Here is a 19638-nt window from a genome sequence, read left to right on the forward strand (position 1 = left end):
GCCAGGCATTACGCGGGTTCCGGCTCCCCGAAGGAGTGAACCGGATCACATGTCACAGAGGGCTGGGCTCAGCTGTCGAAGCCGAGGCCCAGCTTGTCCATCGTCTTCAGCCAGAGGTTGCGTCGGCCGCCGTGCGAATCGGCGTGTGCCAGCGACCACTTGGTGAGCGCGATGCCGGTCCAGGCGAAGGGCTCGGGCGGGAACGGCAGCGGCTTCTTGCGGACCATCTCCAGTTCCGTGCGCTCGGTCCGCTCCCCCGCGAGCAGGTCCAGCATCACGTCCGCGCCGAAGCGGGTCGCGCCGACGCCGAGCCCGGTGAAGCCCGCCGCGTACGCGACCTTGCCCTGGTGGGCGGTGCCGAAGAACGCCGAGAAGCGCGAGCAGGTGTCGATCGCGCCGCCCCACGCGTGCGAGAAGTTGAGCCCCTCCAGCTGCGGGAAGCAGGTGAAGAAGTGCTCGGCGAGCTTGGCGTAGGTCTCCGGCCGGTCGTCGTACTCGGCGCGGACCCGGCCGCCGTAGGGATAGATCGCGTCGTAACCGCCCCACAGGATGCGGTTGTCGGCGGAGAGCCGGAAGTAGTGGAACTGGTTCGCCGAATCGCCGAGACCCTGGCGGTTCTTCCAGCCGATCGACGCCAACTGGTCGGTGGAGAGCGGTTCGGTCATCAGGGCGTAGTCGTAGACCGGGACGGTGTACGAGCGGACGCGCTTGACCAGGTTCGGGAAGATGTTGGTGCCGAGCGCGACCCTGCGGGCGCGGATCGAGCCGTACGGGGTGCGTACGGCCATGCCGGCGCCGTGCGGCTTGAGGGCGAGGGCGGGGGTGTGTTCGTAGACGCGGACGCCGAGTTGGAGGCAGGCGCGCTTCAACCCCCAGGCCAGTTTGGCCGGGTTGAGCATCGCGACGCCCCGGCTGTCGTACAGGCCGGCCAGGAAGGTCGGGGAGGCGACCTGTTCGCGGACCGCGTCGGCGTCCAGGAACTCGGTGCCGTCGGCGAGGCCCTTGCTCTCCAACTCGCCGTACCAGTCGTGGAGTTCCTCGGCCTGGTGCGGTTCGGTGGCGACGTCGATCTCGCCGGTGCGCTCGAACTCGCAGTCCAGGGAGTAGCGGGCGACCGCGCTCTCGATCTCGTCGAGGTTGCGGGCGCCCAGCTCCTCCAACTTGTGGATCTCGTCGGGCCAGCGGGTGAGGCCGTTGGACAGTCCGTGGGTGATCGAGGCGGCGCAGAAGCCGCCGTTGCGGCCCGAGGCTGCCCAGCCCACCTCGCGGCCCTCCACCAGCACCACGTCCCGCCGCGGGTCGCGCTCCTTGGCGATGAGCGCGGTCCACAGTCCGCTGTAACCGCCGCCGACGACCAGCAGATCGCAGGTCTCGCCGCCGGTGAGCGCGGGTTCGGGGTGGGGCTTGCCGGGGTCGTCCAGCCAGAACGGCACCGGCCGTGCTTCGGAAAGGGACTTGGTCCAGTTGTTGCTACGGCTCATGGCGCTCGGGGCCATGATTTCAACTCCCCACAGGATTCACAGGGTTGGCGCTATTGCTGCGGTTATGCCTTTACCTTGTTGCGGCGGTTGGTGATCGCCATGGAGACGAGGACCAACAATACGGCGACGAGGAACATGGTCGTACCGATGACATTGATCTGAACGGGTGTGCCGCGCTGTGCCGAACCCCAGACGAACATGGGGAAGGTAACGGTCGAACCCGCGTTGAAATTGGTGATGATGAAGTCGTCGAAGGAGAGCGCGAAGGAAAGCAGCGCGCCTGCCGCGATTCCGGGGGCCGCGATGGGCAGGGTGACGCGCAGGAACGTCTGCACCGGGCCGGCGTAGAGGTCCTGGGCGGCCTGTTCCAGGCGCGGGTCCATCGACATCACGCGGGCCTTGACGGCGGTGACGACGAAGCTGAGGCAGAACATGATGTGGGCGATCAGGATGGTGTAGAAGCCCAGCTGGGCGCCCATGTTGAGGAACAGGGTGAGCAGCGAGGCCGCCATGACGACCTCGGGCATCGCCATCGGCAGGAAGATCAGCGAGTTGATCGCGCCGCGGGCGCGGAAGCGGTAGCGGACCAGCGCGAAGGCGATCATCGTGCCGAGCAGCGTGGCGCCGATGGTGGCCCAGACGGCGATCTGGAGGCTGATGGAGAGCGAGCCGCACATGTCGGCGACACCGCACGGCTTCTCCCAGGCGTCCAGCGAGAACTGCTGCCACTCGTAATTGAAGCGCCCCTTCGGCTTGTTGAAGGAGAACACCGTGACGATGACGTTCGGAAGGAGGAGATATCCGAGGGTCAACAGGCCCGCGATGACGACGAAATGACGCTTGAACCAGCGTACGACGGCCATTTAAACCAGATCCTCCGTCCCGGACTTGCGAATGTAGATGGTCACCATGGCGAGGATGGCGGCCATGAGGATGAAGGAGAGCGCGGCCGCTGTCGGGTAATCCAGAATGCGCAGGAACTGCGTCTGGATGACGTTTCCGATCATGCGGGTGTCGGTGGAGCCGAGGAGTTCCGCGTTGACGTAGTCACCGGCCGCCGGGATGAAGGTCAGCAGGGTGCCGGAGACGACGCCGGGCATCGACAGCGGGAAGGTGACCTTGCGGAAGGTGGTGAACGGCTTGGCGTAGAGGTCGCCGGCCGCCTCGTGCAGCCGTCCGTCGATGCGCTCCAGCGAGGTGTAGAGCGGAAGCACCATGAACGGCAGGAAGTTGTACGTCAGTCCGCACACCACGGCTAGCGGTGTCGCGAGGACGCGGTCGCCGGAGGTCCAGCCGAGCCAGTTGGTGACGTCCAGGACGTGCAGCGTGTTGAGGACGCTGACGACCGGGCCGCTGTCCGCGAGGATCGTCTTCCAGGCGAGGGTCCGGATCAGGAAGCTGGTGAAGAACGGCGCGATCACCAGGATCATGATCAGGTTCCGCCAGCGTCCCGCGCGGAACGCGATGAGGTACGCCAGCGGGTACCCCAGCAGCAGACAGAGGATGGTCGCGGCGGCGGCGTAGAAGACCGAGCGCAGGAACTGCGGCCAGTACTCGGACAGCGAGTCCCAGTAGGTCACGAAGTGCCAGGTGACCTTGTAGCCGTCCTCCAGGGAGCCCGTCTGGATCGACGTGGAGCCCTGGTAGATCATCGGCAGCGCGAAGAAGACGATCAGCCAGAGAATGCCGGGCAGCAGCAGCCAGTACGGCGTCCAGCGGCCCCTCTTCTTGCGCGGCGGCTTCTCCTCCGGCGCGGGCGCCAGGGGCGGCGCCTCGGTGACAGCGGCCATCAGGCGGCCTCCTCCTCGATGTCGACGCCCGCGTCGATGTCCTGCGCCGCGTCGAGGCCGAAGGTGTGGGCCGGGTTCCAGTGCAGGACGACGTCGGCGCCGGGACGCAGCCGGAGGTCGCGGTCGATGTTCTGGGCGTAGACCTCGAACTCGGGGCAGACCGGGCTGTCGATGACGTACTGGGTGGAGACGCCGATGAAGCTGGAGTCGGCGATCTTGCCGGTGATGCGGTTGCGGCCGGCCGGGATCTCGCCGGCGTCGTCGGCGTGCGTGAGGGTGATCTTCTCGGGGCGTACGCCGACCAGGACCTTGCCGCCGGTCGTCGTGGGCGCCGAACATCGCGCCTCGGGGAGGACGAGCTTGCCGCCGCCCGCCTTGAGGATGATGTCGTCGCCGCTCTTGGAGTCGACCTCGGCCTCGATCAGGTTGGAGGTGCCGAGGAAGTTGGCGACGAAGGTGGTGTTGGGGTTCTCGTAGAGGTCGCTGGGCGAGCCGAGCTGCTCGACGCGGCCCGCGTTCATCACGGCGACCGTGTCGGCCATGGTCATGGCCTCCTCCTGGTCGTGCGTGACGTGGATGAAGGTGATGCCGACCTCGGTCTGGATGCGCTTGAGCTCCAGCTGCATCTGGCGGCGCAGCTTGAGGTCGAGGGCGCCGAGGGGCTCGTCGAGGAGGAGCACCTTGGGGGTGTTGATCAGCGCGCGGGCCACGGCGACACGCTGCTGCTGACCGCCGGAGAGCTGGTGCGGCTTCTTGCGGGCCTGCTCGCCGAGTTGGACCAGGTCGAGCATGTCGACGACCTGCTGCTTCACCGACTTGATGCCGCGCCGGCGCAGACCGAAGGCGACGTTCTCGAAGATGTCGAGGTGCGGGAAGAGGGCGTACGACTGGAAGACGGTGTTCACCGGCCGCTTGTAGGGCGGGAGGTCGGTGACTTCCTGGTCGCCGAGGTGGACGGTGCCGGAGGAAGGTTCCTCCAGGCCGGCGATCATGCGCAGGGTGGTGGTCTTGCCGCAGCCCGAGGCGCCGAGCAGGGCGAAGAAGGAGCCCTGGGGGACGGTCAGGTCGAGCGGCTGTACGGCGGTGAAGCCGTTGTCGTAGGTCTTGCTGATACCGGAGAGGCGGACATCGCCGCTGTTGTCCTTGGTGTTCATCGTCGTCACGCCCCTGTGAGCTTTGCGAACTTCTGCTGGTAGGCCGTCTCTTCCTTCGAGCTCAGGGAGCGGAAGGCGTGGGACTTGGCCGCCATGGCCTTGTCGGGAAGGATCAGCGGGTTGCTCGCCGCCGACTTGTCGATCTTGGCGAGATAGGGCTTCACGTCCGCGACCGGGCTGACGTAGTTGACGTAGGCGGCGAGTTCGGCGGCCGGCTCGGGCTCGTAGTAGTAGTCGATGAGCCGCTCGGCGTTCGTCTTGTGGCGCGCCTTGTTGGGGATCAGCATGTTGTCGGTCGACGTCATGTAGCCGGCGGCGGGGATGACGTAACCGACGTCCGGGTTGTCCGCCTGGAGCTGCACGATGTCGCCGCCCCAGGCGACGCACGCGGCGAAGTCGCCCTTGGTGAGGTCGGACGTGTAGTCGTTGCCGGTGAAGCGGCGGATCTGGCCCTTGTCGACGGCCTTCTGGAGGCGGGCGATGACCGCGTCGTAGTCGTCGGTGGTGAACTTCGCCGGGTCCTTGCCCATGTCGAGCATCGTCATGCCGACGCTGTCGCGCATCTCCGTGAGGAAGCCGACGCGGCCCTTGAGCTTGGGGTTGTCGAGGAGGTCGGAGATCGACTTCACCTCGACGCCGTCGAGCGCCTTCTTGTTGTAGGCGATGACGGTCGAGATGCCCTGCCACACGTACGAGTAGGCCCGGCCCGGGTCCCAGTCGGGGCTGCGGAACTGGTCCGACAGGTTGGCGTAGGCGTGCGGCAGGTTCGACGCGTCCAGTTTCTGGACGTAGCCCAGGCGGATCATGCGGGCGGCCAGCCAGTCGGTGAGGACGATCAGGTCGCGGCCGGTGGACTGGCCGGCGGCGAGCTGCGGCTGGATCTTGCCGAAGAACTCGTCGTTGTCGTTGATGTCCTCGGTGTACTTGACCTTGATGCCGGTCCGCTTGGTGAACGCGTCCAGCGTCGGACGGTGGTTGCCGCTCTCGTCCGTGTCGATGTACTCGGGCCAGTTGGAGAAGTCGATCTCCTTCTCCGTGGCCGAGTGGTCGTCGGCGGACACGCCGCCCTGCGTCTTGCCTGCCGCGGGGATCCCGCAGCCGCTCAGGGCCCCGAGTCCGCCGACCGCGAGCGCGCCGCCCGCGGAGGCGCGCAGCACCGAACGGCGGGTCATGGCGGACCGGCTCTTGCGGAAGCTGCGCCGCACGGCGGCCACTTCGGCCGGGGTCAGGCGGTCGGGCTCGTACTGCTTCATGCGCGTGCTGCCCTTTCGGGAGGAGACGGCCGCTGCTCGGGCTGCCGTCAGTTCTGCTATCGGTCCCCGAAGATCGTGCGGTGCCAGTCCTTCCTGGCCACTGCGGTGTTGTCGAACATGACGTGCTTGATCTGCGTGTATTCCTCGAACGAGTAGGCGGACATGTCCTTGCCGAAGCCGGACGCCTTGTATCCGCCGTGGGGCATCTCGCTGATGATCGGGATGTGGTCGTTGATCCACACGCACCCGGCCTTGATCTCGCGGGTCGCGCGGTTGGCCCGGTAGACATCCCGGCTCCACGCGGAGGCGGCGAGGCCGTACGGGGTGTCGTTGGCGAGCGCGATACCTTCGTCGTCGGTGTCGAAGGGCAGGACCACGAGGACCGGGCCGAACAGCTCGGACTGCACGATCTCGCTGTCCTGGGCGGCGTCCGCGACCAGGGTGGGGCGATAGTACGCGCCGTTCTTGAGATCTCCCTGAGGAGCCTCGCCGCCGGTCACCACGCGCGCGTAGTCACGCGCCCGGTCGACGAATCCGGCGACGCGGTCGCGCTGCACGTGCGAGATCAGCGGCCCGAGGTCGGTGCCCGGGGCGAAGGGATCGCCGACCCGGACGCTCGCCATGAGGGCGGCGGTCTTCTGGACGAACGCGTCGTAGAGGGGCCGCTGCACGTACGCGCGCGTGGCGGCCGTGCAGTCCTGCCCGGTGTTGATGAGCGAACCGGCGACGGCTCCGTTGACGGCGGCGTCGAGATCCGCGTCGTCGAAGACCACGAAGGGTGCCTTGCCGCCCAGCTCCAGGTGGAGGCGCTTGACGGTGGCGGTCGCGATCTCGGCAACGCGCTTGCCGACGGCGGTGGACCCCGTGAAGGACGTCATGGCCACGTCCGGGTGACCGACGAGATGCTCGCCGGCGACCTTCCCCGCGCCGGTGATGATGTTGATGACACCGTCTGGGATGCCGGCCTCGGTGGCGGCCTGCGCGAACATCAGCGAGGTGAGCGGGGTCAGCTCGGCGGGCTTCAGGACGATCGTGTTGCCCGCGGCGATCGCCGGGAGGATCTTCCAGGCGGCCATCTGGAGGGGATAGTTCCAGGGCGCGATGGAGCCGACGACGCCGATGGGTTCACGGCGTACGTACGACGTGTGGTCGCCGGAGTACTCACCGGCGGACTGCCCCTGCAAGTGCCGTGCGGCACCGGCGAAGAAGGCCGTGTTGTCAATCGTTCCCGGGATGTCGAACTCACGGGTGAGCTTCAGCGGCTTGCCGCACTGGAGGGACTCGGCGCGGGCGAAGTCGTCCGCGCGCTCGGCGAGTACGGCGGCGAAACGGTGCAGCGCGTCGGAGCGCTCGCCGGGCGTGGCCCCCGACCAGCCCGGGAACGCGGCGCGCGCGGCGGCCACGGCGGCGTCCACGTCGTCGGTCCCGGCCAGCTCGTACGTGTAGACGTCCTCGCCGGTGGCCGGGTCGACGACGGTGTGGGTGTGACCTGAGGTGCCCTTGGTCAGGCGGCCCGCGATGAACTGCGCGCCGTCCGCGAAGTACTCCTGTGCGGGGAATCGTTCCGGGGTGACGCTGCCCGGGTTGTGCATGTCGCTCTCCTCCGCCTTCGCCCCGCTTCGTCCGCTGGCGGGTGGCGTAGCTCCAGCTCGATTTGAATGCCGATCCTGACAGAGCAAAGGGACTCCAACAAGTGATTCCGTTGTTGCCTTTTGGTTACGCGACGGAATCTGTCGACCAGGTGTCGAGTCCTCGTGGAAAAGGGGGGACGGAGTGTCAGTGGTGCCTGCAAGACTCGCGTGTATGGACAGGATCACGGGGAAGCTCGCGGCGGGGGCCGCGGAAAAGATCGATTCGCGGGAAGCCCTGATCAGGGAAGTGCGCGCGGGGACCAGGGTCAAGTACCTGCACTTCTGGGGCCACCGGCCCCGCCCGGACGGCCGCGTGAGCGCGAGCTGTCTGAGCCAGTGGTGGCCGTCGCCGTTCACCGTGGACGGGGTGACGTATGCGACCGCCGAGCACTGGATGATGGCGGGGAAAGCGCGGCTGTTCGGCGACGAGGACGCCCTTGCGCGGGTACTGGCCGCGGGGCATCCGTCTCAGGCCAAGAACGCGGGGCGGCTGGTGCGGGGGTTCGACGAGTCGATCTGGGCGCGGGAGCGGTTCGGGATCGTCGTCGAGGGGAGCGTCCACAAGTTCGCGGGGGATGCGGAACTGCGGGCGTTTCTGCTGGGCACGGGGGATCGGGTGCTGGTGGAGGCGAGTCCTGTGGACCGGGTGTGGGGGATCGGGCTGGCCGCGGATGATGTGGCGGCCGGGGATCCCGAGCGGTGGCGGGGGGCTAATTTGTTGGGGTTTGCGTTGATGGGGGCGCGGGGGCGGTTGGGGGTGGGATGACGGGCGCTGCGCGGCGCGGGAGGGGGAGGGGGACTTCGGTGGGGGCTGGGGCTGGGGCTTGGGCGGGCGTCGGCTTGGGGGCGGGTTCGGGGGCGGCGGGGGTGCGTGTGCCGGGGCGGGGGTGCGTGGTTTCGGTTGGGTGCGGGGTGCGGGTGGGTGGGGGCTGGTCGCGCAGTTCCCCGCGCCCCTGAGGGGGTTGAGGTGGGCGGGGTTAGGGGGCGACGGACTGTGCCGGGGCAGGGTCGGTGCTTTGGGTTGGGTGCGGAGTGCACGTGCGTGGGGGCTGGTCGCGCAGTTCCCCGCGCCCCTGAGGGGGGCAGGGGTGGGCCGGGTTAGGGGGCGAGGGCGCGTAGGTGGGGCGAATGCGGGGTTAGGTCTGGGGTAGGGCCGGGGCCGTCAGGCTGGGGGCGGAGTTGTAGAAGGGGTCGGTGTCCGAGGTGTCGGTGCTGTCTCCGTGCTTGATGGCGAAGACGATGGTGGCGATCAACGCGGCGACCGTGAGGACACCCAGGACGGTCCCGATGATGCCCGTGATGAAACCCGCCTGAGCCTGACCACGGTTCGTCGCCTCGCCCCGGTCGGCGCGCTTCTTGCCCTTGACGCCGAGGATGATCGCGGTGACACCGAGGACCAGGGAGACGACGCCGTAGATGCAGAACAGGCAGCAGGACAGGATGCCCAGCACCATCGCCGCGGTGCCCATGTTGTTCTGCGGGGCCATCGGCATACCGGGCCAGCCGTAGCCCTGCGGGTAACCGGGGTAGCCGTAGCCACCCGGCATTCCCGGGCCGCCGGGCATTCCGGGGCCGGGGCCGTTCGGTGGGCCGGGTTGGGCGTAGCCGCCGGGGGTGTTGGGCTGGCCGTAGCCGGGGGCGCCGTAGGTGGGGAGGCCTGGGGGTGTGCCGGGTGGGCCGTAGCCGGATGCGGGGGCTGCGGCCGAACCGGGTGGGGCGAAGCCTTCGGCCGGCATGGCGGTCACGGTCGCCTGGTTGTGCACGGACGGTGACTGCGGCTGCGGCGGGGGCTGGTCCTGCGGGTGGGGCTGGTGGGCCGGGGCGGGTTGCTGAGTGCCCTTCTCCAGCGATGGCCTGCTCTCCGGTGCTGCCCACGGGTCGCGGTTAGCTCCCGCACCGGCATCCGGCTGTGTCTGGTCCCCCACGTTCCGTCCCCGTCCCCGTCGGTCCTTCGTTCAGAGCGACCATGCTAGAGCGTTCCACTGACGGCTCTGCCACACGGGCTGTCGGGGATGACGTCGGGATCGGCGACGCCGGTTCCGGGCGGGGCCGGCCGGCGAGCAGCAGCACAACACACCCTCACTCGTGGCCGCATATCCCGGCCCACTCCGACCCCCTCAGGGGCGCGGGGCCGTGTCGATATGCGGCTCCGCCGCGCGGGCGCGACCAGCCCCCACCCACCCGCACCCCGCACCCAACCCGAACCACCCACCCCCGACCCGCCCTACCCACCTCACCCCACGCCCCCTCCCCCACCCCGGCCTACGATGATCCCGAGTCAACGATCAGCCGATCACCCGCGTCCCGCCCGGCACTGCCCGGGACGCCGTTCCGGGGAGGAACCTTGTCCGACCAGAGCTCCGACCACAGCGCCGCAACCGCCGCCGGCCACGCCCGTCAGGCCCGTGACCTGCATGCCTTTATCGCCGGGCTGCCGAAGGCCGAGCTGCATGTCCATCACGTCGGCTCCGCCTCCCCGCGGATCGTCTCGGAGCTGGCCGCCCGGCACTCCGACTCCAAGGTGCCCACCGACCCCGAGGCCCTGGTCGACTACTTCAGCTTCACGGACTTCGCGCACTTCATCGACGTGTACCTGTCCGTGGTCGACCTCATCCGCACGCCGGAGGACGTACGGCTGCTGACCTACGAGGTCGCCCGGGACATGGCCCGGCAGCAGGTGCGGTACGCCGAGTTGACCATCACGCCGTTCTCGTCGACCCGGCGCGGGATCGACGAGCGGGCCTTCATGGACGCGATCGAGGATGCCCGCAAGGCGGCCGAGGCGGAGTTCGGGACCGTGCTGCGGTGGTGCTTCGACATTCCCGGGGAGGCGGGGCTCGAAGCCGCCGAGGAGACCGCGCGGCTCGCCACCGACGACCGGGTGCGGCCGGAGGGGCTGGTGTCGTTCGGGCTCGGCGGGCCGGAGATCGGGGTGCCGCGGCCGCAGTTCAAGCCGTACTTCGACCGGGCCATCGCCGCCGGCCTGCACTCCGTGCCGCACGCCGGTGAAACCACCGGCCCCGAGACGGTGTGGGACGCCCTGAACGACCTGCGCGCCGAGCGCATCGGCCACGGCACCACCTCCGCCCAGGACCCCAAGCTGCTCGCGCATCTCGCCGAGCACGGCATCGCGCTGGAGGTCTGCCCGACCTCCAACATCGCCACCCGCGCGGTCCGCACGCTGGACGAGCACCCGATCAAGGAGTTCGTCCGCGCCGGGGTCCTCGTCACGATCAACTCCGACGACCCGCCGATGTTCGGCACCGACCTCAACAACGAGTACGCGGTCGCCGCCCGTCTCCTCGACCTCGACGAGCGCGGTGTCGCCGACCTCGCGAAGAACGCCGTGCGGGCCTCCTTCCTCGACGCGGCCGGCAAGGCCCGGATCGACGACGAGATCGACACCTACACCTCGGCGTGGCTCGCCCCCTGACAACCGGCGCTCCGCGAACAACCAGCAGAATGGGCCCATGCAGAACGTGACCGCCGTGGGCCATCGCGGCGACCCCTACCGTGTCCGCGAGAACACCATCGACTCGCTGCGTTCCGCGCTCGACCAGGGCGCGGACGCCGTCGAGTTCGACGTACGGCTGACCCGTGACGGCGTCCCCGTGCTGCTGCACGACGAGACGCTGAAACGGCTGTGGGAGCTGGAACGGCCGCTGAAGTCGCTGTCGGTGGACGAGGTGCGCGGGCTCACGGACGGCCGGGTACCGACGCTGGTCGAGGCGCTGGCCGCGACCGAGGGCAGCCGGGTGATGGTCGACCTGCCCGGGCCCGCCGACCCGAGGGCCGTGCGCCGGGTCGTGGACGTGATCCGGGAGTGCGGGGCCGACGACCGGGCGTACTACTGCGCGGGCGCCGACGCGATGCTCGCCGTCCGTGCCGCCGATCCTTCCGCCGAGATCGCCCTGACCTGGACCTCACTCGCGCCGCCGCGCCCGGCGGTGCTCGAAGCGGTACGGCCGCGCTGGCTCAACTACCGCTTCACACTGGTCGATCGAGACCTCACCGCCCGAGTCCACCGCGACGGCTACCTCCTGTCGGTCTGGACCCCGGACACCCGCCGCTCGATGCGCCGCCTCCTCGACATGGGCGTCGACTCGATCACCACCAATCGCGTCGACGTGCTCTGCGGGCTCAGGAAGAAGAGCTGAGGGACGCGCCCTGTCGCCCCGCCAACTCCCTTGGCGGGGCGATGGACTGAGCGTCCGCCCTCTCCCCCGCCCAGAGCCGGATCAGCAACGCGGCGGTCGCCTCCAGCAGTCCCGCCCCCTGGCCCAACTCCCCCGCCGCGAACGGCTCGCAGCCCACATCCCGCACCAACTGCCCTACGACCGCGAAGGCTTCGGCGTCGTCGCCGCTCAGCGGCACACCGAGCGGGCGGCCGTCGAACACCGGCGGCGTCAGACGCCAGACGTCCTCGTGGCAGAGGTTGAACGCCTTGACGACGCGGGCCTCGGGACCGGCTGCGGCGGCGAGTTGTTCGGCGGCGGAGGGGCCGCCCGCGGTGAGCAGGCGGAAGCCGGCGCCGACGGGGTTCGCGCAGTCGATCAACACCCTGCCCGCCAAGGGGAGTTGCCGGGCCACTTCCGCCGCGGCGTCCCAGGGCAACGCCACCAGTACGGCACCGGTGCCGAAGTCGGCGGCCTCGCGGAAGCCGCCGGCCAGGCCTCCCCGCCGCCGGGCCAGTGCCTCCGCCCGCCCCAAGTCCCGCCCGCCGAACAGGACTTCATGTCCGGCCCGGAGCCACTGCGTGCCCAGCGCGTCCGCCATGCCGCCGGTGCCGAGAATTCCTATGCGCATCCGCATGCCAGTCTTCATGTCACGACAGTAGGAAGCCGCTCGGGCACCATGTGGTGCGTGACCTCAGACTCGACGAACCCGACGGACTCGGTGTTCCTCGCCGACTGCCGGGCCCGGCTCGCCTTCGACCTGCTGGGCAACACCTGGAACTGCGTGGTGCTGTGGGCCCTGCGGCACGGGCCTCGACGGCCGGGTGAGTTGCGCGGGCGGATCGGCGGGATCAGCCAGAAGGTGCTGACGGAGACGTTGCGGCGGCTGGAGTTCAACGGGCTCGTGGCGCGGCGGTCGTACGGTGGTTCGCCACCGCGTGTGGAGTACGAACTCACCACGCTGGGACGGACGTTGCTCGACCCGATCGACGCGTTCGGGGCGTGGGCGTTCGAGCACGGTGACGAGGTCATGGCCGCGCAGGACAGCTACCCGGGCCGCGTCACACCCGGGACTTCTGAACCACCGTCGCCGCGTCGGCCGGGGTCGTGCGGGTGAGGTACTGCGGTATCGGGGTGTTGTCCTTGCCGGTGTCGCGGGTGAGGCCGTAGCGGGTCGCGCCCTGGGTGGGGCCGGTGGTGATGTCCTGTTCCACGGCGTCCCAGGTGGTGGGGAAGACGTTCAGGCCGTAGTCGGCGCCGCGTTCGTTGTTGGTGAGGGTGACGCTGCCGTCGACGTAGAAGTACTCGTTCTGCCACATCTGTTGGGTGCCGGTGGGCAGGACGTCGTAGCCGGTGGTGGAGCTGCCCATGCCGGTGGCGGTGGTGTCGGTGGTGCTGACCGGGTCGTCCATGCGGCGGCCGCCGCCCGAGGCGACGTGGAACAGCTTGCCCTTCAGGGCGGTCCAACTCGGCATGACCAGCGCGCCGTTGCGGTACTGCGGCGAGATCTGCCAGCGGACGAGGACGTAACCCTGGCCGCTGAGCGTCACGTTGTCACCCCGGTGGTTCATGGTGGCGTGCGCGCCGCCGGTGCTGGTGACGCCGGAAGCGGGGCGCTTCGGGAGCGCTGCGGGCGGGGTGTTGGGGTCCGGGGCCTGGTCCACCGCGTCGACGACCGAGCCGTAGGGGCCGGTGGCCGTCTTCGACGGGGAGGTGGACGGGGAGGGTGAGGGCGACTCGGATGTGGACGGGGAGGGGGACGTGGGGGTCGTCGCGGTGCCGGATCCCGGCCCGGGTGTCGTGGCCGCCGCCGTGGGCGTGAGGGCCTTCGGGGGCGGGTCGTTCGGGGACTGGGTGACGACGTAGACACCGCCCGCGGCGATCGTCGCGCCGGCCGCCACGGCGACGGCGGGCTTGGTCAGCACCCCGAGCAACTTGGCGGACCAGCCGGCAGGCGCACCGGCCGAACCGGCGATCCCGGCCGATCCCGCAGCCCCTGAAGCTCCCGAGACTCCGGCCGAACCCGCGGCCCCGGAAGCGCCGGCGGCCCCTGCCGAACCTCCGATGCCCGAAGCGCCTGCTGCGCCCGCAACTCCCGCCGAGCCCATGGAACCCGCCGCGCCTGCGGAACCGGCGGCGCCCGCAGTACCCGCAACGCCTGAAGCCCCTGCCGCCCCTGCGGAACCCGCAACACCGGCCGAGCCCGCAGCCCCGGAAGTCCCTACCGAACCCGCGAACCCCGCCGCACCTGCGACCCCACCGGCACCTGCCACACCACCAGCCCCACCCACCCCACTCGCCCCAACCCCAAAGGCAGCCCCGGCAACCCCCGCCGCCGCAGCCGCCGTCTTCGCCCCGAACGCCAGCGACAACGTGAAGCCGAGCGGCAGCGGGACGAGGGCGATGCCGACGAGGAGGCGTTCCGCCGGTACGACGGACTCGCGGGGGTCGCCGCAGTAGGCGCAGCCTCGTAGGTGGCGGGCGATGCGTTTGCGCCAGACCGAGTCGCGGCGGCCGTCCCAGCGGGCGGTGACGTCGCGCAGGTCGGGGCAGGCGGTGTCGAGGGCGCGGACGATGGACCGGGCGGTCTCCAGGCGTTCCTTCATCCGCTGGACGCGGACCGCCGCGTGCTGGCGGCTGATGCCGACCGCCGATGCCAGCTCGCGGCGGGTGAGTTCGCCCGCGACCTCCAGCCACCACAGGGAGAGGAGTTGGCGGTCCTCGTCGTCGAGCCAGCGCACCGCCTCCGCGACCTCGCGCCGCTGCCCCTCCAACTGGAGCCGCAGGACCGTGAGTTCGGCGAAATCGGCGGCGTCTCCCGGTAGCCCGTCCGGGAGTTGGTCGGGGGACTTGCGGCGGCGGGCCCGGTCCCAGATCTGGCGCATGGCGATCGCGACCAGCCAGGAACGGAAGCTGTCGGGGTCGCGGAGCGATCCCAGGTGGTCGACGGCGCGCAGCATCGTCTCCTGGACCACGTCGTCCACGTCCGCATGGCCGTTGAGGGCGCGGCCGACCACGTTGTAGACCAACGGCAGCCAGCCCGCGACCAGTTCGTCCAGCGCCCGCCGGTCACCGCCCTGCGCCGCCGCGATGGTGGAGCGCCACTCCCGCCCGTCCACGTCGCCTCTCACCCTCCCGGTGTCACAACTCGGTCCACGACGATGTCACTTGCTGTACAGCAGCGTCCCGAAGCCGAGTTGGTCGAAACCGCCGCTGTTCGGGCCGTAGTCGCCGCCACCGCCCTCCGCACGCACCTTCTCAGCCATGAGGGTGATGAACGGGGTGGAGAGGCGTCGTCGGCGTGCGTAGTGGTTGTACAGAATCTCCCAGACCGGACGAACGGCGCCCCGGGCTATGTCGGAGATCACAGGCTGTTCCATGTACCGCCCGTTGCCCTGCCCGCTGCGCCAGCCGTACGTCGTGAAGGGCACGGCCGCGCCGAGGTTGTACTTGGCGACGTACTCCGCGCCCTTCATGAACCGGTTGTCGAGGTAGCCGTAGAGGTCGATGTCCTGGTTCCAGGCCATCTCGCAGATCGCGCCCATGAGGCCCATGCCCATCATCGTGTGGCCCTGGTCGCGGCCGCTCTCCTGCCACTGGGCGAGGTTCTGGCCGGCGTAGACGAAGGGGATGGCGTGCTTGAACGAGCCGTTGCCCGCACCGGACTTCATGTAGGTGACCGCGCGCTGGAAGGTGGCGCGGTCGTCGCAGAGGATGCCGATCGCCATGAGGGAGGCGACGTTGCACAGGTCCCAATTCGCCCAGTAGTTACTGATGTTGGCGGTGTTGTGGCGGGTGAGGAAGTCGATGTTCATCGGCTGGAAGACCGTGCGCATCATCTTCTTGAAGCGGGCGAACGCGAAGTGCGGGTGGTCGCGGACGAGTTCGGCGGCGTTCGCGAACTGGTAGCCGTAGATGCCGGCGGCCAGGAAGCGGTCGGCGTTGCCGTTGACCGAAGTGAGCGTGGCCGACCAGGCGTTGAGGATGGCGACGGCGGTGTCGCCGTTGGCCTTGGTGCCGCCGATCTTCCAGCGCAGGGCGTTCTGGTAGGCGGCGTGGATGTCGTTGTACATCGTGACGTAGTTCTGGCCGGTGCCGCCGCGTACGACGACGGCCTGCGGGCGGGGCTGCCAACCGCTCGCGGAATGGCGGTTGTCGGTGAGCCGCGTCCAGCCCTTCAGCCAGGGGTCCTTGCGGGCGGCGACGCGGACCTTGGCGCGGTGCAGGTCGCCGGCATTGTGGAGCATGCCCGGGTGCACGAGGGCCTGCGGCCGGGCGGTGGCGGTGCCGACGGCGGTGGCTGTGGCTGTGCCGGTCTGCGCGGCGTCCGCCCCTCCCCCGGAGAACGCGGCGATACCGCCGCCGACGACTCCCGCCGCCGCGACTCCGCCGCCGAGGGTGAAGAGGCCCCGGCGGGTGAGGCGGTGCTTGTTGGTGGGCTTGCGGGCGCTGGTGGCCATGTGGGTGGCTCCGGTGCGTGAGGAGACTGGGGACGCAGAGGGAGACGGGGTGAAGGTCTCCGCGATAACAGTTTTTCCGGCACCGAGTTCAACTCCATCTCAACTCCGATTTCGCCGGGCCGAGTTGGATCCCGTAGGGGGCATCCCTGGCAAACCCCTTGTGCGGTACGGCAGTTGCTCCGGACAACACCAGGGGCGGGCACCCTCCTCGCCGACGATCCCCCTACGACCGCGCAGGACGAGGCTGATCACCGACAGCCACCGGAGATCCCAGGAGCAGCCGATGTACTCGACGCGCGTCCGCCGTCGCACCACCGTCCTCACCGCCTCCCTCGTACTGGCCCTCGCGGCAGGCCCGTTGGCCGCACCCGCGTTCGCCGCACCCCCGTCGGCCACCGCACGACAGACAACCGGGCTGGACGTCGACGCACTGCGCGCGGCACTCACCGGGCTCCCGAACTCCGACGCGACGGCGGCTCTCGTACGGGTCGGAGGCACGGACGGGACCTGGCGCGGCAGTTCGGGTGTGCACGATCTGGAGAGCGGTGCCGCCGCCGACCCCGACGCGCGCTTCCGGGCGGGCTCGACGACGAAGGTGGTGACGGCGGCGACCGTGCTACGGCTCGTGGCGCGGGGGAAGGTCGACCTGGACGCCCCGATCCAGCACTACCTGCCGGGGCTGCTCACGAAGGCCTTCGAGCCCATCTCCGTAAGGCAGTTGCTGAACCACACCAGCGGTATCCAGGCCGGTGACGGTTTCGGGGACGCTTTCGAGGACCAGTACGCGCACCGCTTCGACACCCTCACGCCGAGACAGGTGGTGGCGTCGGCGGTGGCGAAGGGACCCGAGTTCAGCCCCGGCCAGGAGCAGGACTACCTCAACATCAACTACACGATCCTGGGCCTGCTGGTAGAGAAGGTGACGGGGCACTCGTACGCCGCAGAGGCCACCCGTCTCGTCCTGCGCCCGGCGGGCATGCGGGACACGTACTTCCCCGGCACCGACCCGCGCATCCGAGGCCCGCACAACCACGGCTACCAGCTGGTCCAACAGGCAGACGGCACAACGAAGTTCGTGGACGTCACCGACTGGAACCAGGCCGACCGCTGGGCGGCCGGCGACATGATCTCGACGACCGCCGACCTGGAGCGGCTGATCACTTCGCTGTTCCGGGGCCGGATCGTACCGGGCCCGCAGCTGAAGGAGATGTTCACAGTCCCGGCGGGCATCGAGGGCGCCAGCTACAGCGCGGGGCTCCAGCGCTTCGAGTACAGCGGCAAGATCTACTGGCTCAAGTCCGGTGCCCGGTACGGCTACAGCGCCGTCGTCCTCGCCACCCGCGATCTCTCCCGCACCCTCGTCTACTCGGTCGACTCGACGGACGCGAAGGGCGAGTCGATGAACGCGGTCGCGGAACGGATCGCGCTGGCGGCGCTCAAGTAGCGGGTGCGAGGGCGGGAGTCGGCGCGAGTGTCACGGCCTCAAGTCGCTTGATCTTCCTCCGTACGACATACAGCGGGACGATGCCGACGACGCCGAAGGACATGTCGATCACCGTCCACCAGAAGGGAATTCCGCGGATCGGCCCGCAGACCAGGGCGAGTGGGACGATCCCGGCGCAGGCGATCATCGCGAACTCGACGACCCAGATGTTGCGGACCGGGTCGCGGTAAGGGCCGTAGAAGGCGACCGCGATGACGAGGTGCGCGAAGGCCAGCCAGTCCGTGCCGTAGAGGAGGAAGGGGTAGTCGGTGTCGGCGGTGTCGAGTCCCTGTCGCACCTGCACGATCCAGTCCATCAGCGTGGGCAGGTAGTGCGGTACGGACAGGGACCTCAGCACGTCCTCGGTCCAGCGGAGTTCGTGGACCAGCGGAAAGGCGGTGGCGCCGCTGAGCACCAGACAGACGACGAACAGGACCAGCCAGGCGCGGATGCCCTTCAGGAGGGCGGCTCTGTCGTTCATGGCGGCAGCTTACGCCGAGAATTGAACACGTTCAAAACAATGCCGGAAGCCGTTGGCCGGTGGATGTAGTCACTACGTCCTGAGGCTCTGCCAGAAGTCCAGGTCGTGCTCCTGGGCGAAGTCATGGGTGACCTTGGAACAGGCCGCCGGGGGCTTGTTGCTCGACGGGGCGGTGTCGCAGGCTTTCAGGGACATCAACTCCCCCCTGTTCACGCTGTACTTCGGCCAGTTCGGGGTGCCCGTGCCGTTCGGGGTGCCGGTGGTGGTGAAGTGGTCCCAAAAGGTGATCATCTGGTGGGACAGCTCCAGTTGGTCGTTGTCGTAGGGCAACGTCTGGCCGAGGTAGTCCCAGAGGTAGCCGAGGTCGTCGACGTGGACGGCTCCGCCGAAGGGGAAGTCCCTTGCCGTGGGGCTCTGTTGCTGGAGGCGGTAGATCGAGGTGAAGTGCGGGGTGTCGCTCTCGGCGAACTCGTAGGCGTAGGTCGGCACCCACTTCGACAGGCGCGCCATCAGCTGTTGGCGGTCGTAGGAGGTCGAGCCGTTCTGGACGGCGGTCCAGGCCTGGCCCGGGGTGGGGTAGGCGGCGAGCGGGTACTCGGCGAGGACCTTGTCCGCGTTCGTGCCGTACGTCGACTTCACCGCCTGGGTGTACTGGTCGACGGTCATCGGCGTGCCGAGGTAGTCGTAGTTCTGGAAGGTGAACAGGCCGCGTTCGCTGTTGGTCTGGCCCAGCATGACCGGGACCTTGATGAAGTTCCCGGTCTGTACGGCCGTCCCCGGGTCCACCGGGAACGCGGTGCCGCCGAGGGACGGGCGGATGGGGGCCTTCAGTTGGGCGGTGACGATCGCGGCGGCCGGTTTGGCGCGCAGACAGGCGAGGACGTCGGGGGCGGTGGTGCAGCCGATCTCCTTGACGAAGGCCTGGCTCTGCGTCTCACCGGCCGCCGCCGTCTGGAGGGCGCAGCCGCCGCTCATGATGACCGCCCGCGCGAACAGGCCCTTGGCGGTGGGCGAGGCGAGCTGGTCGCAGACCGAACTGCCGCCCGCTGACTGACCGGCGATGGTGACGTTCTTCGCGTCGCCGCCGAAGTGCCCGATGTTCGCCCGCACCCAGCGCAGCGCCGCCTGCTGGTCCAACAGGCCGTAGTTTCCGGCGCCGTTGGCGTTCTCGGCCCGGAGCTGAGGCAGGTTGAGGTAACCGAGCGGGCCCAGGCGGTAGTTGACGGTGACGACGATCGCGCCCGTCTGCTGGACGAACTTGCGCGGGTTGGTGTCCTGGCCCGCGCCGCCGGTGAAACCGCCGCCGTGGATCCAGACGACGACCGGGGTGTCGGCCCGATTCCCTTGCGGGGCATAGACGTTGAGGTCGAGGCAGTCCTCGGTGGTGATCGTCTTCTCGTAGCCGGGGTCCCAGCCGGGGGCCTGGGCGCAGCGGTCGCCGAAGCGGGTGGCGTCGCGGATGCCGCTCCAGGCGGAGGCGGGTCGAGGGGCGGTCCAGCGGTGGGCGGCGGCGGGAGTGGCGGCGTAGGGGATGCCGAGCCAGGCGTCGTAGCCGGTCCGGGCCTCGCCCTTGACCTTGCCGGTGGCGGTGGTCACCACCAGCGACGTGCGGGGTGAACTCCCTTGGGCGGGAGGAGACTTCAGTGCGTGGACGGCGATCGGGGACAGCAGCCCGAGGCCGAGCACGCTCACGGTTGCCAGGGTGGTGCGGACTCTACTGTGGAGTGTGG

General features: G+C 69.4%; 17 protein-coding genes. 5 read left to right on the plus strand and 12 right to left on the minus strand.

Features of this window, described 5'->3' with window-relative positions:
- Positions 1 to 68: 68 nt before the first annotated feature.
- Genes OG194_RS12580 through OG194_RS12605 form a run of 6 tightly spaced genes read right to left on the minus strand, consistent with a single transcriptional unit; the run spans position 69 to position 7270 of the window.
- Positions 69 to 1496, minus strand: coding sequence for an NAD(P)/FAD-dependent oxidoreductase (locus OG194_RS12580; RefSeq protein ID WP_327400964.1), 1428 nt, complete (start codon positions 1494 to 1496; stop codon positions 69 to 71).
- Positions 1497 to 1543: 47 nt separating this feature from the next.
- Positions 1544 to 2344, minus strand: coding sequence for an ABC transporter permease (locus tag OG194_RS12585; RefSeq protein ID WP_033284912.1), 801 nt, complete (start codon positions 2342 to 2344; stop codon positions 1544 to 1546).
- On the minus strand, positions 2345 to 3271 hold the full coding sequence (locus tag OG194_RS12590) for an ABC transporter permease (RefSeq protein WP_327400965.1): 927 nt from the start codon (positions 3269 to 3271) through the stop codon (positions 2345 to 2347).
- Positions 3271 to 4425 (minus strand): ABC transporter ATP-binding protein, encoded by a 1155-nt coding sequence (locus OG194_RS12595; RefSeq protein WP_327407046.1) that lies wholly within the window; start codon positions 4423 to 4425, stop codon positions 3271 to 3273. Before OG194_RS12595 ends, OG194_RS12590 begins: the two co-directional genes overlap by 1 nt.
- Before the next feature lie 5 nt (positions 4426 to 4430).
- Positions 4431 to 5678 (minus strand): ABC transporter substrate-binding protein, encoded by a 1248-nt coding sequence (locus OG194_RS12600; protein WP_327400966.1) that lies wholly within the window; start codon positions 5676 to 5678, stop codon positions 4431 to 4433.
- A 56-nt stretch (positions 5679 to 5734) separates the two neighbouring features.
- The gene (locus OG194_RS12605; RefSeq protein WP_327400967.1) at positions 5735 to 7270 is read right to left on the minus strand and encodes a gamma-aminobutyraldehyde dehydrogenase; all 1536 of its coding nucleotides are present in this window, start codon (positions 7268 to 7270) and stop codon (positions 5735 to 5737) included.
- A gap of 211 nt (positions 7271 to 7481) precedes the next feature.
- On the opposite strand from OG194_RS12605, the gene OG194_RS12610 reads away from it, so the two are divergent.
- Positions 7482 to 8075, plus strand: a complete 594-nt coding sequence (locus tag OG194_RS12610) for an NADAR family protein (RefSeq protein ID WP_327400968.1) — start codon at positions 7482 to 7484, stop codon at positions 8073 to 8075.
- A 370-nt stretch (positions 8076 to 8445) separates the two neighbouring features.
- Here the strand turns inward: OG194_RS12610 and OG194_RS12615 are convergent, their stop codons facing one another.
- A complete protein-coding gene (locus tag OG194_RS12615; RefSeq protein WP_327400969.1) occupies positions 8446 to 9234 on the minus strand; it encodes a DUF4190 domain-containing protein in 789 nt (262 codons plus the stop codon).
- A gap of 419 nt (positions 9235 to 9653) precedes the next feature.
- Here OG194_RS12615 and OG194_RS12620 point away from each other — a divergent pair, with 419 nt between their 5' ends.
- Positions 9654 to 10742: an adenosine deaminase gene (locus OG194_RS12620; RefSeq protein ID WP_327400970.1), complete on the plus strand. Its 1089-nt coding sequence runs from the start codon at positions 9654 to 9656 to the stop codon at positions 10740 to 10742.
- A gap of 37 nt (positions 10743 to 10779) precedes the next feature.
- Positions 10780 to 11466 carry a glycerophosphodiester phosphodiesterase gene (locus OG194_RS12625; RefSeq protein ID WP_327400971.1) on the plus strand — a complete coding sequence of 229 codons (687 nt, stop codon included), beginning with the start codon at positions 10780 to 10782 and terminating at the stop codon, positions 11464 to 11466.
- Here OG194_RS12625 and OG194_RS12630 read toward each other — a convergent pair.
- Positions 11450 to 12115: an NADPH-dependent F420 reductase gene (locus OG194_RS12630; protein WP_327407047.1), complete on the minus strand. Its 666-nt coding sequence runs from the start codon at positions 12113 to 12115 to the stop codon at positions 11450 to 11452. The two genes, OG194_RS12625 and OG194_RS12630, sit on opposite strands and share 17 nt — an antisense overlap.
- A 48-nt stretch (positions 12116 to 12163) precedes the next feature.
- Here OG194_RS12630 and OG194_RS12635 point away from each other — a divergent pair, with 48 nt between their 5' ends.
- Positions 12164 to 12601: a winged helix-turn-helix transcriptional regulator gene (locus tag OG194_RS12635; protein ID WP_327400972.1), complete on the plus strand. Its 438-nt coding sequence runs from the start codon at positions 12164 to 12166 to the stop codon at positions 12599 to 12601.
- Here the strand turns inward: OG194_RS12635 and OG194_RS12640 are convergent.
- Both OG194_RS12640 and OG194_RS12645 read right to left on the minus strand, forming a co-directional pair.
- Positions 12546 to 14603: an RNA polymerase sigma factor gene (locus OG194_RS12640; RefSeq protein WP_327407048.1), complete on the minus strand. Its 2058-nt coding sequence runs from the start codon at positions 14601 to 14603 to the stop codon at positions 12546 to 12548. The two genes, OG194_RS12635 and OG194_RS12640, sit on opposite strands and share 56 nt — an antisense overlap.
- Before the next feature lie 45 nt (positions 14604 to 14648).
- The gene (locus tag OG194_RS12645) at positions 14649 to 15944 is read right to left on the minus strand and encodes an alginate lyase family protein (RefSeq protein WP_327400973.1); all 1296 of its coding nucleotides are present in this window, start codon (positions 15942 to 15944) and stop codon (positions 14649 to 14651) included.
- A gap of 283 nt (positions 15945 to 16227) precedes the next feature.
- Between OG194_RS12645 and OG194_RS12650 the strand changes: the two genes are divergently transcribed.
- Positions 16228 to 17388: a serine hydrolase domain-containing protein gene (locus OG194_RS12650; protein WP_327400974.1), complete on the plus strand. Its 1161-nt coding sequence runs from the start codon at positions 16228 to 16230 to the stop codon at positions 17386 to 17388.
- Here the strand turns inward: OG194_RS12650 and OG194_RS12655 are convergent.
- A complete protein-coding gene (locus tag OG194_RS12655) occupies positions 17381 to 17908 on the minus strand; it encodes a hypothetical protein (RefSeq protein WP_327400975.1) in 528 nt (175 codons plus the stop codon). The genes OG194_RS12650 and OG194_RS12655 overlap by 8 nt on opposite strands.
- Positions 17909 to 17980: 72 nt before the next feature.
- The gene (locus OG194_RS12660) at positions 17981 to 19600 is read right to left on the minus strand and encodes a carboxylesterase/lipase family protein (protein ID WP_327400976.1); all 1620 of its coding nucleotides are present in this window, start codon (positions 19598 to 19600) and stop codon (positions 17981 to 17983) included.
- Positions 19601 to 19638 lie beyond the last annotated feature (38 nt).

The organism is Streptomyces sp. NBC_01288 (assembly GCF_035982055.1).
Classification (GTDB): Bacteria; Actinomycetota; Actinomycetes; order Streptomycetales; family Streptomycetaceae; genus Streptomyces.

Excerpts from the sequence above, each read along its gene's own strand:
- OG194_RS12645 (WP_327400973.1), bottom strand. The coding sequence starts at position 15,944 with ATGGCCACCAGCGCCCGCAAGCCCACCAACAAGCACCGCCTCACCCGC.
- OG194_RS12590 (WP_327400965.1), bottom strand. The coding sequence starts at position 3,271 with ATGGCCGCTGTCACCGAGGCGCCGCCCCTGGCGCCCGCGCCGGAGGAG.
- OG194_RS12585 (WP_033284912.1), bottom strand. The coding sequence starts at position 2,344 with ATGGCCGTCGTACGCTGGTTCAAGCGTCATTTCGTCGTCATCGCGGGC.
- OG194_RS12635 (WP_327400972.1), top strand. The coding sequence starts at position 12,164 with ATGTGGTGCGTGACCTCAGACTCGACGAACCCGACGGACTCGGTGTTC.
- OG194_RS12610 (WP_327400968.1), top strand. The coding sequence starts at position 7,482 with ATGGACAGGATCACGGGGAAGCTCGCGGCGGGGGCCGCGGAAAAGATC.
- OG194_RS12595 (WP_327407046.1), bottom strand. The coding sequence starts at position 4,425 with ATGAACACCAAGGACAACAGCGGCGATGTCCGCCTCTCCGGTATCAGC.
- OG194_RS12655 (WP_327400975.1), bottom strand. The coding sequence starts at position 17,908 with ATGAACGACAGAGCCGCCCTCCTGAAGGGCATCCGCGCCTGGCTGGTC.
- OG194_RS12630 (WP_327407047.1), bottom strand. The coding sequence starts at position 12,115 with ATGCGCATAGGAATTCTCGGCACCGGCGGCATGGCGGACGCGCTGGGC.
- OG194_RS12625 (WP_327400971.1), top strand. The coding sequence starts at position 10,780 with ATGCAGAACGTGACCGCCGTGGGCCATCGCGGCGACCCCTACCGTGTC.
- OG194_RS12600 (WP_327400966.1), bottom strand. The coding sequence starts at position 5,678 with ATGAAGCAGTACGAGCCCGACCGCCTGACCCCGGCCGAAGTGGCCGCC.
- OG194_RS12580 (WP_327400964.1), bottom strand. The coding sequence starts at position 1,496 with ATGGCCCCGAGCGCCATGAGCCGTAGCAACAACTGGACCAAGTCCCTT.
- OG194_RS12605 (WP_327400967.1), bottom strand. The coding sequence starts at position 7,270 with ATGCACAACCCGGGCAGCGTCACCCCGGAACGATTCCCCGCACAGGAG.
- OG194_RS12650 (WP_327400974.1), top strand. The coding sequence starts at position 16,228 with ATGTACTCGACGCGCGTCCGCCGTCGCACCACCGTCCTCACCGCCTCC.